The sequence below is a fragment of the Lelliottia sp. 489 genome, assembly GCF_050435885.1.
In the GTDB taxonomy this organism is placed as follows: Bacteria; Pseudomonadota; Gammaproteobacteria; order Enterobacterales; family Enterobacteriaceae; genus Enterobacter; species Enterobacter nimipressuralis.
Window position 1 is genome coordinate 139,990 of the sequence record NZ_JBNDLC010000004.1, and the last position, 15,610, is coordinate 155,599.

Genomic DNA, 15,610 nt, shown 5'->3' on the forward strand with positions numbered 1-15,610 from the left:
TTGAGGTGCAAAGTGTTAAAAAAAGTTCTCCCCCTGCTGGCGCTCTTCGCGCTGCCTGCATTTGCCAAGCCCGTTTTAACGGTCTACACCTACGACTCCTTTGCCGCCGACTGGGGCCCAGGCCCGGTGGTCAAAAAAGCCTTTGAAGCCGACTGTCACTGCGAACTGAAATTCGTGGCGCTGGAAGATGGCGTTTCGCTGCTCAACCGTCTGCGGATGGAGGGTAAAAACAGCAAGGCCGACGTGGTGCTGGGCCTGGATAACAACCTGCTGGAAGCGGCCTCACAAACCAAACTCTTTGCCAAAAGCGGTATCGCCGCCGATGCGGTGAACGTTCCGGGCGGCTGGAAAAACGACACCTTTGTCCCCTTCGATTACGGTTACTTTGCCTTCGTCTACGATAAAAACAAGCTGAAGAATCCGCCGAAAAGCCTGAAAGAGCTGGTCGAGAGCGACCAGAAATGGCGCGTGATTTATCAGGACCCACGCACCAGCACACCGGGCCTTGGCCTGTTGCTGTGGATGCAAAAAGTGTACGGCGACAAAGCGCCGGAAGCCTGGCAAAAACTGGCGGCGAAAACCGTCACCGTCACCAAAGGCTGGAGTGAAGCCTACGGCCTGTTCCTGAAAGGCGAAAGCGATCTGGTCCTGAGCTACACCACCTCGCCGGCCTACCACATTATCGAAGAGAAAAAAGACAACTACGCCGCCGCTAACTTTGCCGAAGGCCACTATCTGCAGGTGGAAGTCGCCGCCCGCACCGCGGCCAGCAAAGAGCCGGAACTGGCCGAGAAGTTCCTGAAATTTATGGTCTCGCCTGCGTTCCAGAACGCCATCCCGACGGGCAACTGGATGTATCCGGTGACCGACGTGAAACTGCCTGCGGGCTTCGATCAGTTGAGCAAACCGCAAACCACGCTGGAATTCACCCCGCAGCAGGTTTCCACTCAACGCGCCGCCTGGATCAGTGAATGGCAACGCGCCGTCAGCCGCTAATTCCCGGCTGGCTGCTCCCTGGGCTGACTGCCGCCACGCTGATGGTGGTGGTGAGCCTGGGGGCTTTTCTTGCCCTGTGGCTGAACGCACCGCAAAGCGATATCGCCGCGCTGTGGCACGATAGCTATCTCTGGCACGTAGTGCGGTTCTCCTTCTGGCAGGCATTTCTCTCAGCCCTGCTCTCGGTCGTCCCGGCGATCTTTTTGGCGCGGGCGCTGTATCGCCGCCGTTTCCCCGGAAGACAAGCGCTGCTGCGCCTGTGCGCGATGACGCTGATCCTGCCCGTACTGGTCGCCGTCTTCGGTATTCTGAGCGTGTATGGGCGCCAGGGGTGGATTGCCACGCTGTTGAATGCGTTTGGCATCGAATGGACATTTTCGCCTTACGGCCTGCAGGGTATTCTGCTGGCCCACGTCTTTTTCAATATGCCCATGGCGACGCGACTGTTCTTACAGGCGCTGGAAAATATCCCTGGCGAACAGCGACAGCTGGCCGCCCAGCTCGGAATGCGCGGATTTGCCTTCTTTCGCTTTGTTGAGTGGCCGTGGCTGCGGCGGCAGATCCCGCCCGTTGCAGCATTAATTTTTATGCTCTGCTTCGCCAGTTTTGCCACGGTGCTGTCGCTGGGCGGCGGCCCGCAGGCCACCACCATTGAGCTGGCGATCTATCAGGCCCTGAGTTACGACTACGATCCGGGTCGTGCGGCGCTGCTGGCGATGATCCAGATGTTCTGCTGCCTGGGGCTGGTCCTGCTCAGCCAGCGACTCAGTAAAGCCATTGCAGTGGGGAGCCATCAGGTAAACGGCTGGCGCGATCCGCAGGACAGCCTGCGCAGCCGCCTGAGCGATCTCCTGCTTATCGTACTTGCGCTGCTGTTACTCCTCCCGCCGCTGCTGGCAGTGGTGGTGGATGGTCTCAATCTGAATCTGATCTCGGTGCTGCAACAGCCGGTGCTGTGGCAGGCGTTGTGGACGTCGCTGCGGATCGCCCTCGGCGCCGGGTTGCTGTGCGTCCTGCTGACCATGATGCTGCTCTGGAGCAGCCGCGAACTTTACGCCCGCCACTCCCGAATCGCCGGGCAAGCGCTGGAGCTGAGCGGGATGTTGATTCTGGCGATGCCGGGCATCGTACTGGCGACCGGGTTCTTTTTGCTGTTTAACAGCACCATCGGATTACCCGAGCACGCCGACGGGATCGTCATTTTCACCAACGCGCTGATGGCGATTCCCTATGCCCTGAAAGTGCTGGAAAACCCGATGCGCGACCTGAGCGCCCGCTACACTCTGCTCTGTCAGTCGCTGGGGATGCGCGGCTGGCAGCGAGTGAGGGTCGTTGAACTCCGCGCCCTGAAACGCCCTCTGGCGCAGGCGCTGGCCTTTGCCAGCGTGCTGTCGATTGGCGATTTCGGCGTAGTGGCGCTGTTTGGTAATGACGATTTCCGCACGCTACCGTTCTGGCTGTATCAGCAAATCGGCTCGTATCGCAGTCAGGATGGTGCCGTGACGGCCCTGCTCCTGCTGCTGCTGTGCTTTACCCTCTTCACCGTTATCGAAAAACTTCCGGGGCACGATGCTAAAACTGACTGATGTAACCTGGCTTTATCAGCACCTGCCAATGCGCTTTACGCTCTGTGTCGAACGCGGAGAGATGATTGCCATTCTCGGCCCAAGCGGTGCCGGGAAAAGCACGCTGCTCAATCTGATTGCCGGTTTCCTGCCCCCGGCGCGTGGCGAGATGTTGATCGACGGGCAAACGCACACCCATACGCCGCCGTCCCAGCGCCCAGTGTCGATGCTGTTCCAGGAAAATAATCTGTTTACCCATCTGACGGTGCGACAGAATATCGGCCTTGGAATGGACCCCGGCCTCAAGCTGACGGCGCTTCAGCGTGAGAAACTCGAAGCGATTGCCCAGCAGATGGGGCTGAATGAATTTCTCGAACGTTTGCCTGGCGAGCTTTCTGGCGGGCAGCGTCAGCGCGTCGCGCTGGCTCGCTGTCTGGTGCGGGAACAGCCAATTTTGCTCCTCGACGAGCCGTTCTCGGCCCTCGACCCAGCCCTGCGTCAGGAGATGCTGTTGCTGGTAAAAGAGGTGTGCCAGCAGAAAAATCTCACCATGCTGATGGTCTCGCACAGCGTGGAAGACGCCGCCAGAATCGCGGCGCGCTCCGTCGTGATTGCCGACGGGCGAATCGCCTGGGATGGGGAAACGCAGGAGCTGATAAGCGGGAAGGCAAGTGCCTCAGCGTTGTTGGGAATAATGCAACCGCAGTAAGCCCGGCAAACAATGCGCCACCGGGCAATCTCAGGCCTGGTGGCGGCTGAAAATCGCCTATCGGCTCACCACCTTCAACAAAATCTCGCCATACACCGGCATCAGCGGATGACGAATCAACGCCACCAGCGCCACCACGGCTACCCCGAGCGTCAAAGGTGCCAGCCACAACAGGCGGCCACGCGGCAGATACTGGGTGAGGCGATCCGTACCGGCTTTCGCACTGCGCCACAGGCGCCAGCACAGCCACACCGCGACCCACAGCAGCAGTGCGGTGGCTAACAGCAGCCATTTAAAATGGCCGCTTTGCGCATCGGCGGGGATATCAATCGCCGCACCGGCCAGAATGCCCGGCAGGAAATAGAACGGCGGCCAGAAGACGCAGCCAATGATATTGGGCAGAATAAATTTTGAAACGGGCAGATCCAGCATCCCGGCAACCATCGGCACCAGCGGACGCGTCGGGCCGACAAAACGCCCGACCAGAATGGTAAACATACTGTGCTGATGGAGGGCATGCTCGGTTTTGTCGAGCAGCGCTTTGTTCTTTTTCATGAACGACCAGCGGTGCAACGGCTTTTTGAAGCGCCAGCCTAACCAGAAAGAGATCCAGTCGCCCAGCAGACAGCCAACGATACCGGCCAACCACGCCTGCCAGAAGTTCACCTCGCCGCTGCCAATCAGCGCACCGAGGCCCGCCATCATGACAGTGCCAGGTAAAATCAGCCCCACCAGCGCCAGCGATTCCAGAAAGGCGACCAGCGCGACAGCGATCAGCGAGTAGGCCACGGACTGCGTAATAAAATGTTCCAGCAATGCCTGCATAACGATTCCGGTCAGATAACAGAGCAGGGATTCTGCGAAGTGCTTCCTGCCTCGTCAAGACAACAATTGTCTGAATAGTTTACCGGGTGCCGCCAGACTTCACCTGTTTGTTTCGTTTTATTTACGTTTTACTCACATCCGGCGCGGAATTCGCTCGGGCTGGCGCCGGTGCATTTCTTGAAGACGCGGGAAAAATAGAGCTGATCCTCAAAGCCGACGTTACGCCCCACGGTGGCAATCGGCATACGCGTGGTGCTGAGAAGCAGTTTGGCCTGACTGATGCGCTGATCCTCGCGCCAGCTCAGAACGCTCACCCCCAACTGCTGACGGAAGAGGTGCGACAGGCGCGACGGCGACAGGCAGACGTGCTGCGCGACCCCCGCGATATCAAACTGGCTGTCCGACAGATGATCGCTGATGTACTGGCAGGCGTCGCGCACGCGATTGTCCAGCGGCGGATTAAGGGAGGCGTTAATCGCCTCCATGCGCCGCAGCAACAACTGTTCGAGCAGATTAATCGCCAGCAGCTCGGCGTAACGCCCGCCAGCCTGGGCTTCGATGATCTGGGCAAAAAGCTCGCGGAACTGCGCCTGATGCGCTTCGTCGGGCCGGTAAAAACCGGTGTGGGCGAAAATCGACGGCCAGGCCAGCCACTCCTGCCAGTAAGCGCGCGGGCGGAAATAGACCCACTGGTGATACCACTCTTTTGCATCGGGGTGGCGGCCGTAGTGGTGAATTTCTCCCGGCGGGAACAGCAAAATATCGCCAGGGCGACAGACAAATTGCCGATCGTTATTTTTGATCACCCCCTCACCGCGCACAGTGATATTCAGGATATAGCCTTTCATGCCCAGCGGGCGGTCGACGAAAAAGTCGAGGTAACCCTCGGCTTCGATAGGGGTCAGCCCCGCCACCAGATGGGCGTTGAAGGAGTACCCCGGCAACAGGGGATCGTTTTGTGTTTCGGCCATAAACAGGTCACTCCCGACGGTCAATAAGGAAACAAATTGTCCATATCTATAAAAGCGGTATAAAAACGGGTCGTTAAGAGAATCACATCGCCTGCCCTCTCTTTTAACTCCGCTTTGTCTCGGCCTTTACCCCAGATTCATCCACGATCTCGTGCAAATCAGCAGTAACAAAAGTGTCTATAACTGCGGCAGAAATGTCCACATTGAATATTTGCACAACGTCACACTTTCCACCTCAACAGCAATTTAATCCATAAGATTAGCGGATCCTGCCTGACGATTTTCTCCCTCAATCTCTAATGTTGATCCATACCCGTTTTTTGATGGAGCAACATAAATGGCAATTGCGATTGGCCTCGATTTTGGCAGTGACTCAGTACGCGCTCTGGCGGTGGAGTGTCGTACGGGCCAGGAGATAGCGACCAGCGTTGAGTGGTATCCGCGCTGGCAAGAGGGGCGTTATTGCGATGCGCCAAATAATCAGTTCCGCCATCATCCGCGCGATTACATCGAATCGATGGAAGCGGCGATCAAAACCGTTCTGGCCGAATTGAGCGAAGATCAGCGCGCACAGATCGTCGGTATTGGCGTGGACAGCACCGGCTCAACGCCTGCTCCCGTCGATGCCGAAGGCCGCGTGCTGGCGCTGCGCTCTGAGTTTGCCGACAACCCGAACGCTATGTTTGTGTTGTGGAAAGACCATACTGCGGTTGAAGAAGCGGAAGCCATCACCCGTTTGTGCCATCAGCCTGGAAAAGCGGACTACTCCCGCTACATTGGCGGCATTTATTCCAGCGAATGGTTCTGGGCCAAGATTTTGCACGTCACCCGTGCCGACCGTGACGTGGCGCAGGCCGCCGTGTCATGGATTGAGCTGTGCGACTGGGTACCGGCCCTGCTGTCGGGCACCACCCGCCCGCAGGATATTCGCCGTGGACGCTGCAGCGCCGGGCATAAATCCCTGTGGCATGAGAGCTGGGGCGGGCTGCCTCCTGCCGCGTTCTTTGATGAACTTGATCCGATTATCAATCAAAGCCTGAAATATCCGCTGTTTACCGACACTTATACCGCCGACATTCCGGTCGGAACCCTGAGCGCAGAGTGGGCGCAGCGTCTGGGCTTGCCGCAAAACGTGGCGATTTCCGGCGGCGCGTTCGACTGCCATATGGGTGCCGTCGGCGCGGGCGCACAGCCTAATACGCTGGTAAAAGTGATTGGCACTTCCACCTGCGACATCCTCACCGCTGATAAAGCCAGCGTAGGCGACCGCGCCGTGAAAGGTATTTGCGGCCAGGTGGACGGTAGCGTGGTCCCTGATTTTATCGGGCTGGAGGCCGGACAATCCGCTTTCGGCGATATCTACGCCTGGTTTGGCCGCGTGCTCGGCTGGCCGCTGGATCAGCTGGCGGAAACGCATCCGGAGCTGAAAGCGCAGATCGCGGCCAGCAAAAAACAGCTTCTCCCGCAACTGACGGAAGCCTGGGCGAAAAACCCGTCCCTCGATCATCTCCCGGTGGTGCTCGACTGGTTCAACGGTCGTCGTACGCCGTTTGCCAATCAGCGTCTTAAAGGCGTGATTACCGATCTCAACCTGGCAACCGATGCCCCTGCGCTGTTTGGCGGTCTGATTGCGGCCACCGCCTTTGGCGCGCGCGCCATCATGGAGTGTTTCACCGAGCAGGGCATCGCCGTGAACGAAGTGATGGCGCTCGGCGGCATCGCGCGTAAAAACCCGGTGATCATGCAGGCCTGCTGCGACGTGCTGAACCGTCCGCTGCAGATCGTCGCCTCCGATCAGTGCTGTGCCCTGGGGGCCGCCATTTTCGCGGCAGTCGCGGCGGGTGTGCACGCAGATATTCCGACCGCTCAACAGCACATGGCGAGCGCCGTCGAGAGCACGCTCCAGCCGCGCCCTCAGCAGGCCCAACGCTTCGAGCAGCTTTATCAGCGCTACCTGCAATGGTCGAAAAGCGCCGAACAACACTATCTCCCTGTCGCCGCCCCGGCCAAAAACACCGCGGAAAAACCGGCAACCCTGACACATTAAGGACACGATAATGAGCATTTTTAACAATTATGAAGTGTGGTTTGTCATTGGCAGCCAGCATTTATACGGCCCGGAAGCGCTGCAACAGGTGACGAAACACGCGGAACATGTGGTTAACGCTCTCAATGCTGAGGCCAAACTGCCGTGCAAACTGGTGCTGAAACCGCTCGGGACTACGCCAGACGAAATCACCCACATCTGCCGCGACGCGAACTACGACGACAAATGCGCCGGGATGGTGGTATGGCTGCACACCTTCTCTCCGGCCAAGATGTGGATCAACGGCCTGACCATCCTCAACAAACCGCTGCTGCAGTTCCATACCCAGTTCAACGCTTCCCTGCCATGGGACAGCATCGATATGGACTTTATGAACCTGAACCAGACCGCGCACGGCGGCCGCGAGTTTGGCTTTATCGGCGCGCGTATGCGTCAGCAGCACGGGGTAGTGACCGGCCACTGGCAGGATCAACACGCGCAGCAGCGCATCGGCTCGTGGATGCGCCAGGCGGTCTCCAAACAGGATACTCGTCATCTGAAAGTGGTGCGTTTTGGCGACAACATGCGCGAAGTCGCAGTGACGGACGGCGATAAAGTCGCTGCACAGATTAAATTTGGTTTCTCCGTTAACACCTGGGCCGTGGGCGATCTGGTGCAGGTGGTGAACGAAATCAGCGACGGCGATATCAGCGCGCTGGTGGACGAATACGAAAGCAGCTACCGCCTGACCGCTGCGGCGCAGATCAACGGCGATAAACGGCAGAACGTCATCGATGCGGCGCGCATTGAACTGGGGATGAAACGCTTCCTGGAACAGGGCGGCTTCCACGCCTTTACCACCACATTTGAAGACCTGCACGGCCTGAAACAACTGCCAGGCCTGGCGGTACAACGTCTGATGCAGCAAGGCTACGGCTTTGCGGGCGAAGGCGACTGGAAAACCGCCGCCCTCCTTCGCATCATGAAGGTGATGTCGACCGGTCTGCAGGGCGGCACCTCATTTATGGAGGATTACACCTACCACTTCGAGAACGGCAACGATCTGGTGCTCGGCTCGCACATGCTGGAAGTGTGTCCATCCATCGCCGTCGAAGAGAAACCGATCCTCGACGTGCAGTACCTGGGGATTGGCGGCAAGGCCGATCCGGCCCGTCTGATCTTCAACACCCGCACCGGCCCGGCGATAAATGCCAGCCTGATCGATCTGGGCGATCGTTTCCGCCTGCTGGTGAACTGCGTGGATGCCGTGGAGACCCCGCATTCATTGCCGAAACTGCCCGTCGCGAACGCCCTGTGGAAAGCGCAGCCGGACCTGCCGACCGCGTCTGAAGCCTGGATCGTGGCCGGTGGCGCGCACCACACGGTCTTCAGCCACTCGCTGGATCTGAACGATATGCGCCAGTTCGCGGAGCTGCACGACATCGAGCTGACCGTCATCGATAACGACACCCGTCTGCCAGCGTTTAAAGACGCACTGCGCTGGAACGAAGTCTATTACGGTTCAAAACGTTAAGCACGTGCCCGGCGGCACGTCGTCTGCCGGGCTTATAAACCCAGGCCGGATAAGCAAAGTGCCATCCGGCAAGGAGAACAGAATGCTTGAAGCATTAAAGCAACAGGTGCTGGAAGCCAACCTGGCCCTGCCGAAACACCATCTCGTCACCCTCACCTGGGGCAACGTCAGCGCTGTCGATCGGGAGAAAGGGGTGTTTGTGATTAAGCCGTCCGGCGTGGATTACAGCGTGATGACCGCCGAGGATATGGTGGTGGTGAGCATCGCAACCGGCGAAGTGGTCGAAGGGAAGAAAAAGCCCTCTTCCGATACGCCAACCCATCGCCTGCTCTATCAGTCGTTCCCGTCGATTGGCGGTATCGTGCATACCCACTCGCGCCACGCCACCATCTGGGCGCAGGCCGGACAATCCATTCCGGCGACGGGCACGACCCATGCCGACTATTTTTACGGCACCATCCCCTGCACCCGTAAAATGACCGATGCGGAAATTGACGGTGAGTATGAGTGGGAAACGGGCAACGTGATCGTCGAAACCTTTGAAAAAGCGGGAATCGATGCGGCGCAAATGCCGGGCGTGCTGGTGCACTCTCACGGGCCATTTGCGTGGGGCAAAAACGCCGAAGATGCGGTGCATAACGCCATCGTGCTGGAAGAGGTCGCCTATATGGGGATCTTCTGCCGCCAGCTGGCGCCACAGCTTCCGGATATGCAGCAAACCCTGCTGGATAAACACTATCTGCGCAAGCACGGTGCGAAGGCGTATTACGGGCAGTAAATCGGGAACAGGGACATTATTGGCCGGATAAGCTCAGCGCCATCCGGCAAAATCACACCTGTATATAAACCCAGCAAAAAATCCGTAACCAGGCTATAATCACGCCTGGTTTTGTTTTTTGGGATGACGGTGTGTGACGCAGGCGCGAGAAGGCTTTTTACTGACCCGACACTGGCGGGATACGCCGCAGGGTACTGAAGTGGAATTCTGGCTGGCGACGGACGAGGGTCCGCTGAACGTCACGCTGCCGCCACAGGAGTCCGTGGCGTTTATCCCGGAACAGCACGTCGAAAAAACGCGCGAGGTGTTACGCGGGGAAAACGGCTGGCGTATTACGCCGCTTGAGCTGAACGATTTCCACCGCCAGCCCGTTTACGGGCTTTACTGCCGCGCCCATCGCCAGCTGATGCGCTTTGAAAAGCTGCTGCGAGAAGCCGGAGTAACGCTGTACGAAGCGGATATTCGCCCGCCGGAACGTTTCCTGATGGAGCGTTTTATTACCGCTCCCGTCTGGGTCGACGGCACGCCGCAGGGCGGCAAACTGCTCAACGCCCGCCTCAAACCCAATCCCCACTACCGACCGCCCCTGAAATGGGTGTCGCTGGATATCGAAACCACGCGCCACGGCGAACTGTATTGCATCGGCCTTGAAGGCTGCGGGCAGCGAATTGTCTATATGCTCGGGCCGCCAAACGGTGATGCGTCAGCCCTCGATTTTGAGCTGGAGTACGTCACCAGCCGCCCACAGTTGATTGAAAAGCTAAACCAGTGGTTTGCCATTCACGATCCTGATGTCCTGATTGGCTGGAATGTGGTGCAGTTTGACCTGCGCGTGCTGCAAAAGCATGCCGAGCGTTACCGTATTCCGCTGATGCTGGGCCGCGGCAACAGCGAGCTGGAGTGGCGCGAGCACGGTTTTAAGAATGGCGTGTTCTTCGCGCAGGCTAACGGGCGGGTGATTATCGACGGTATCGACGCGCTTAAATCCGCCTTCTGGAGTTTCTCCTCGTTTTCGCTGGAAGCCGTCTCTCAGGAGCTGCTCGGCGAAGGGAAATCCATCGACAATCCCTGGGATCGGATGGATGAGATTGACCGGCGCTTCAATGAAGACAAACCGGCGCTGGCCACTTATAACCTGAAGGACTGCGAGCTGGTGACGCGGATTTTCCACAAAACGGAGATCATGCCGTTCCTGCTGGAGCGCGCGACCGTCAACGGCCTGGCGATCGATCGTCACGGCGGTTCCGTCGCTGCGTTCGGCCATCTGTATATTCCACGCATGCACCGCGCGGGCTATGTCGCGCCAAATCTTGGCGAGGTCCCGCCTCAGGCTAGCCCTGGCGGCTATGTGATGGACTCCAGGCCTGGCCTGTATGACTCGGTCCTGGTGCTGGATTATAAAAGCCTCTATCCGTCGATCATTCGCACCTTTCTGATCGATCCCGTCGGCCTGGTCGAGGGGATGGCCCAGCCGGATGAGGCGCACAGCACCGAAGGATTTCTCGGCGCGCGTTTCTCGCGGGAAAAGCACTGCCTGCCTGAAATCGTCGGCCAAATCTGGCACGGGCGTGAGGAGGCCAAGCGTCAGCACAATAAACCGCTTTCTCAGGCGCTGAAGATCATCATGAACGCCTTTTATGGCGTGCTCGGCACCAGCGCCTGTCGGTTCTTCGATCCCCGTCTCGCCTCGTCGATCACCATGCGCGGGCATGAAATCATGCGCCAGACCAAAGCGCTGGTGGAATCCCAGGGCTATGACGTGATTTACGGCGACACGGACTCAACGTTCGTCTGGCTGAAAGGCGCTCACAGCGAAGAGGACGCCGCGCAAATCGGCCAAAATCTGGTGGCGTTCGTCAACGACTGGTGGCGCAATCATTTGCAAAAAGAGCGGTTAACCAGCGCGTTAGAGCTGGAATTTGAAACCCATTTCAGCCGCTTTTTGATGCCGACAATTCGCGGTACCGAGCAGGGCAGCAAGAAGCGTTACGCCGGTTTGATTCAGGAGGGCGAGAGCCAGCGCATGGTGTTTAAAGGGCTGGAAACGGTGCGAACCGACTGGACGCCACTGGCGCAACAGTTCCAGCAAACGCTCTATCTGCGCGTGTTCCGCAACGAGCCGTATCAGGATTATGTCCGCGAGACTATCGCTAGCCTGCTGGCCGGTGAGCTGGACAGCCAGCTGGTCTATCGCAAGCGCCTGCGCCGCCCGCTGGCGGAGTATCAACGCAATATGCCGCCGCATGTTCGCGCCGCGCGGCTGGCCGATGAAGAGAACGTACGTCGCGGCCGCGCGCCGCAGTATCAAAATCGCGGCACCATTAAATACGTCTGGACCACCAGCGGCCCGGAACCGGTGGATTATCAGCACTCGCCTCTGGACTACGATCACTATCTGACGCGACAGCTTATGCCTGTCGCCGATGGAATTTTACCTTTTGTCGACGATGATTTTGCTACACTCATGACAGGGCAACTGGGGCTATTTTGACGCGTGACGAAAACGCCGCCATCCAGTACCATAGCGCCCTTTCCATTCCCGGACCCATTTTTCGATGGCCGTCACTTTGCGACGGTGGTCGAACTATTGCCTGCAATTAAAGATTAGAGCCAAACAACTATGCCTTTTACACTTGGTCAACGCTGGATCAGCGATACAGAAAGCGAGCTTGGATTAGGAACTGTGGTAGCGCTGGATGCGCGCATGGTCACTATCCTTTTCCCGGCCACGGGTGAAAACCGTCTGTATGCACGCAATGACTCCCCTGTTACCCGCGTCATGTTTAACCCGGGTGACACCGTTACCAGCCATGAAGGCTGGCAGCTGAAGATTGAAGACGTAAAAGAAGAGAACGGGATCCTCGCCTACATCGGTACGCGAGTCGACACGGAAGAAACAAATGTCATCCTGCGCGAAGTGCTGCTCGACAGCCGACTGGTCTTCAGCAAGCCGCAGGACCGTCTGTTTGCCGGTCAGATCGACCGCATGGACCGTTTTGCCCTGCGCTATCGCGCGCGTAAATTCCAGAGCGAACAGTACCGCATGCCGTGGAGCGGCCTGCGTGGTCAGCGTACCAGCCTGATCCCGCACCAGCTGAACATCGCCCACGACGTTGGCCGTCGCCATGCGCCACGCGTGCTGCTGGCTGATGAAGTCGGTCTCGGTAAAACCATCGAAGCGGGGATGATCCTGCATCAACAGCTGCTCTCCGGCGCTGCCGAGCGCGTGCTTATCGTGGTGCCTGAAACCCTGCAACACCAGTGGCTGGTCGAGATGTTGCGCCGCTTCAACTTGCGCTTCTCCCTGTTTGACGACGAGCGCTACGCCGAAGCCCAGCACGATGCCGATAATCCGTTCGAAACAGAACAGCTGGTGATCTGCTCTCTGGACTTTGTGCGCCGCAGCAAGCAACGCCTTGAGCATCTGTGCGATGCCGAGTGGGATCTGATGGTCGTCGATGAAGCTCACCACCTGGTCTGGAGCGAAGATGCGCCCAGCCGTGAATATATGGCGATCGAACAGCTGGCCGAACGCGTGCCGGGTATCCTGCTGCTGACCGCTACGCCGGAGCAACTGGGGCTGGAAAGCCACTTTGCGCGTCTGCGCCTGCTCGATCCTAACCGTTTCCACGATTTCTCTGTGTTTGTCGAAGAGCAGCAAAACTACCGCCCGGTTGCCGATGCGGTCGCCCTGCTGCTGGCTGGTAAGCACCTGTCCAACGATGAACTCAACACCCTGAGCGAGCTGATTGGCGAGCAGGATATTGAGCCACTGCTGCACGCCGCCAACAGCGACCGCGACGACGCGGAAACCGCGCGTCAAGAGCTGGTCTCCATGTTGATGGACCGCCACGGCACCAGCCGCGTGCTGTTCCGTAACACCCGTAACGGCGTGAAAGGCTTCCCGAAACGCGAGCTGCACACCATCAAGCTGCCGCTGCCGACACAGTATCAAACCGCGATTAAAGTCTCTGGCATCATGGGGGCGCGCAAAAGTGCTGAAGAGCGCGCGCGCGATATGCTCTATCCGGAACAGATTTATCAGGAATTTGAAGGCGATACCGGCACCTGGTGGAACTTCGATCCACGCGTCGAATGGCTGATGGGCTATCTGACCGCTCACCGCTCGCAGAAAGTGCTGGTGATTTGCGCCAAAGCGGCCACCGCGCTGCAGCTGGAGCAAGTCCTGCGCGAGCGCGAAGGTATCCGCGCTGCCGTGTTCCACGAAGGGATGTCGATCATCGAACGCGACCGCGCGGCGGCCTGGTTCGGTGAAGAGGACAGCGGCGCGCAGGTGCTGCTCTGCTCCGAAATCGGCTCCGAAGGCCGTAACTTCCAGTTCGCCAGCCATCTGGTGATGTTCGATCTGCCGTTTAACCCGGATCTGCTGGAGCAGCGTATTGGCCGTCTGGACCGTATCGGCCAGGCTCATGATATTCAGATCCACGTTCCGTTCCTGGAAAAAACCGCCCAGTCGGTACTGGTGCGTTGGTTCCACGAAGGTCTGGACGCGTTTGAACACACCTGCCCGACCGGGCGCACCATTTACGATCAGGTGCACAGCGATCTGATTGGGTATCTGGCGGCACCGGAAGAGACCGAAGGCTTTGACGATCTAATCAAATCCTGTCGCGAAAAACACGACGCGCTGAAACTGCAGCTGGAGCAAGGGCGTGACCGTCTGCTGGAGATCCACTCCAACGGCGGCGAGAAAGCGCAGCAGCTTGCCGAGAGCATCGAAGAGCAGGACGACGACACCAGCCTGATCAGCTTCGCGATGAACCTGTTTGATATCGTTGGTATCAACCAGGACGATCGCGGCGAGAACATGATTGTGCTGACGCCGTCCGATCATATGCTGGTCCCGGATTTCCCTGGCCTGCCGGAAGATGGCTGCACCATCACCTTCGAGCGTGACGTAGCCCTTTCCCGCGAAGATGCGCAGTTCATCACCTGGGAACACCCGCTTATCCGCAACGGTCTGGATTTGATTCTGTCCGGCGATACCGGCAGCAGCACCATTTCCCTGTTGAAAAACAAAGCGCTGCCCGTTGGGACGCTGCTGCTTGAGCTGATCTACGTGGTTGAGGCGCAAGCGCCGAAACAGCTGCAGCTCAACCGCTTCCTGCCCGCCACCCCGGTGCGTTTGATGCTCGACAAAAACGGCACTAACCTCGCCGCGCAGGTCGAGTTTGAGAGCTTTAACCGCCAGTTGAGTGCCGTTAACCGTCACACGGGCAGCAAACTGGTGAATGCGGTCCAGCAGGATGTGCATGCCATTTTGCAGCAGGGTGAAGCGCAGATTGAGAAAGCCGCGCGCGCACTGATTGATGCGGCTCGCAGCGAAGCTGACGAAAAGCTCTCTGCCGAGCTGTCGCGTCTGGAAGCGTTACGCGCGGTGAATCCAAACATCCGTGACGACGAGCTTGCAGCCATTGAGAGCAACCGTGAGCAGGTGCTGGAAAGCCTGGATCAGGCGAGCTGGCGACTGGATGCGCTGCGTCTGATCGTTGTGACGCATCAGTAAACGGAGCGCGACATGATCATGGAGACCTACAATCCGCCGATGGACCCGTGGCTGGTCATTCTGTATCAGGATGACCACATTATGGTGGTCAACAAGCCCAGCGGCCTGTTGTCCGTGCCGGGACGTATGGAGGAGCACAAAGACAGCGTGATGACGCGCGTACAGCGCGATTATCCGCAGGCAGAATCCGTGCATCGTCTGGATATGGCGACCAGCGGCGTGATTGTGGTGGCTCTGACGAAAGCGGCTGAGCGCGAATTAAAGCGCCAGTTCCGCGATCGTGAACCGAAGAAGCAGTATGTTGCGCGCATCTGGGGACACCCGGAAAAGGCGGAAGGTCTGGTGGATTTACCGCTGATTTGCGACTGGCCGAACCGGCCTAAGCAAAAAGTCTGTTTTGAAACCGGCAAGGCGGCGCAGACCGAGTATGAGGTGCTTGAATACGCTGCGGATAACACCGCGCGTATCCTGCTCAAACCGATTACCGGCCGTTCGCATCAGCTGCGCGTGCATATGCTGGCGCTGGGCCATCCAATTCTGGGGGACCGTTTTTACGCCACCCCGGAAGCGCTCGCAATGGCGCCGCGTCTGCAATTACACGCTCAGATGCTGACGATAACGCATCCGGAATTCGGCAATCTGATGACGTTTAAAGCTCCTGCCGATTTTTAACGTAGTG

The 15,610-nt window shown here is 58.4% G+C and carries 11 protein-coding genes; 9 read left to right on the forward strand and 2 right to left on the reverse strand.

The window, feature by feature from the left end; all coding sequences use genetic code 11:
• Positions 1-12: 12 nt before the first annotated feature.
• Genes thiB through thiQ form a run of 3 tightly spaced genes read left to right on the forward strand, consistent with a single transcriptional unit; the run spans position 13 to position 3,270 of the window.
• Positions 13-996, forward strand: a complete 984-nt coding sequence (thiB, locus tag ABIE11_RS14345) for a thiamine ABC transporter substrate binding subunit (RefSeq protein ID WP_319424018.1) — start codon at positions 13-15, stop codon at positions 994-996.
• A complete protein-coding gene (gene thiP, locus ABIE11_RS14350) occupies positions 972-2,582 on the forward strand; it encodes a thiamine/thiamine pyrophosphate ABC transporter permease ThiP (RefSeq protein ID WP_429184750.1) in 1,611 nt (536 codons plus the stop codon). The genes thiB and thiP overlap by 25 nt, the downstream gene beginning before the upstream one ends.
• Complete coding sequence (gene thiQ, locus ABIE11_RS14355; protein ID WP_129035435.1) at positions 2,566-3,270, forward strand: thiamine ABC transporter ATP-binding protein ThiQ; 705 nt, start codon at positions 2,566-2,568, stop codon at positions 3,268-3,270. Before thiP ends, thiQ begins: the two co-directional genes overlap by 17 nt.
• A gap of 57 nt (positions 3,271-3,327) precedes the next feature.
• Here thiQ and ABIE11_RS14360 read toward each other — a convergent pair whose 3' ends face one another.
• The gene (locus ABIE11_RS14360; protein WP_429184751.1) at positions 3,328-4,095 is read right to left on the reverse strand and encodes a DedA family protein; all 768 of its coding nucleotides are present in this window, start codon (positions 4,093-4,095) and stop codon (positions 3,328-3,330) included.
• A 128-nt stretch (positions 4,096-4,223) separates the two neighbouring features.
• Entirely contained in the window at positions 4,224-5,066 is an 843-nt protein-coding gene (gene araC, locus ABIE11_RS14365) for an arabinose operon transcriptional regulator AraC (protein ID WP_100777662.1), read from the reverse strand.
• A gap of 337 nt (positions 5,067-5,403) precedes the next feature.
• Between araC and araB the strand changes: the two genes are divergently transcribed.
• The 6 genes from araB to rluA all read left to right on the forward strand — a co-directional run bounded on the left by araB (position 5,404) and on the right by rluA (position 15,603).
• The gene (gene araB, locus ABIE11_RS14370; RefSeq protein ID WP_429184752.1) at positions 5,404-7,113 is read left to right on the forward strand and encodes a ribulokinase; all 1,710 of its coding nucleotides are present in this window, start codon (positions 5,404-5,406) and stop codon (positions 7,111-7,113) included.
• Between the two features lie 10 nt (positions 7,114-7,123).
• Positions 7,124-8,626, forward strand: a complete 1,503-nt coding sequence (gene araA, locus ABIE11_RS14375) for an L-arabinose isomerase (protein ID WP_100777664.1) — start codon at positions 7,124-7,126, stop codon at positions 8,624-8,626.
• Between the two features lie 82 nt (positions 8,627-8,708).
• A complete protein-coding gene (gene araD / locus ABIE11_RS14380; RefSeq protein WP_409256080.1) occupies positions 8,709-9,404 on the forward strand; it encodes an L-ribulose-5-phosphate 4-epimerase in 696 nt (231 codons plus the stop codon).
• 133 nt (positions 9,405-9,537) lie between these two features.
• Positions 9,538-11,895, forward strand: a complete 2,358-nt coding sequence (gene polB / locus ABIE11_RS14385) for a DNA polymerase II (RefSeq protein WP_429184753.1) — start codon at positions 9,538-9,540, stop codon at positions 11,893-11,895.
• 129 nt (positions 11,896-12,024) lie between these two features.
• Complete coding sequence (gene rapA, locus ABIE11_RS14390; protein WP_107702271.1) at positions 12,025-14,931, forward strand: RNA polymerase-associated protein RapA; 2,907 nt, start codon at positions 12,025-12,027, stop codon at positions 14,929-14,931.
• A gap of 12 nt (positions 14,932-14,943) precedes the next feature.
• Complete coding sequence (rluA, locus tag ABIE11_RS14395; protein ID WP_429184754.1) at positions 14,944-15,603, forward strand: bifunctional tRNA pseudouridine(32) synthase/23S rRNA pseudouridine(746) synthase RluA; 660 nt, start codon at positions 14,944-14,946, stop codon at positions 15,601-15,603.
• Positions 15,604-15,610 lie beyond the last annotated feature (7 nt).

What these genes read in the sequence shown, in the direction of transcription:
- thiP (WP_429184750.1), top strand. Translation starts at nt 972, where the DNA reads ATGGCAACGCGCCGTCAGCCGCTAATTCCCGGCTGGCTGCTCCCTGGG.
- thiQ (WP_129035435.1), top strand. Translation starts at nt 2,566, where the DNA reads ATGCTAAAACTGACTGATGTAACCTGGCTTTATCAGCACCTGCCAATG.
- ABIE11_RS14360 (WP_429184751.1), bottom strand. Translation starts at nt 4,095, where the DNA reads ATGCAGGCATTGCTGGAACATTTTATTACGCAGTCCGTGGCCTACTCG.
- araC (WP_100777662.1), bottom strand. Translation starts at nt 5,066, where the DNA reads ATGGCCGAAACACAAAACGATCCCCTGTTGCCGGGGTACTCCTTCAAC.
- araB (WP_429184752.1), top strand. Translation starts at nt 5,404, where the DNA reads ATGGCAATTGCGATTGGCCTCGATTTTGGCAGTGACTCAGTACGCGCT.
- araA (WP_100777664.1), top strand. Translation starts at nt 7,124, where the DNA reads ATGAGCATTTTTAACAATTATGAAGTGTGGTTTGTCATTGGCAGCCAG.
- araD (WP_409256080.1), top strand. Translation starts at nt 8,709, where the DNA reads ATGCTTGAAGCATTAAAGCAACAGGTGCTGGAAGCCAACCTGGCCCTG.
- rapA (WP_107702271.1), top strand. Translation starts at nt 12,025, where the DNA reads ATGCCTTTTACACTTGGTCAACGCTGGATCAGCGATACAGAAAGCGAG.
- rluA (WP_429184754.1), top strand. Translation starts at nt 14,944, where the DNA reads ATGATCATGGAGACCTACAATCCGCCGATGGACCCGTGGCTGGTCATT.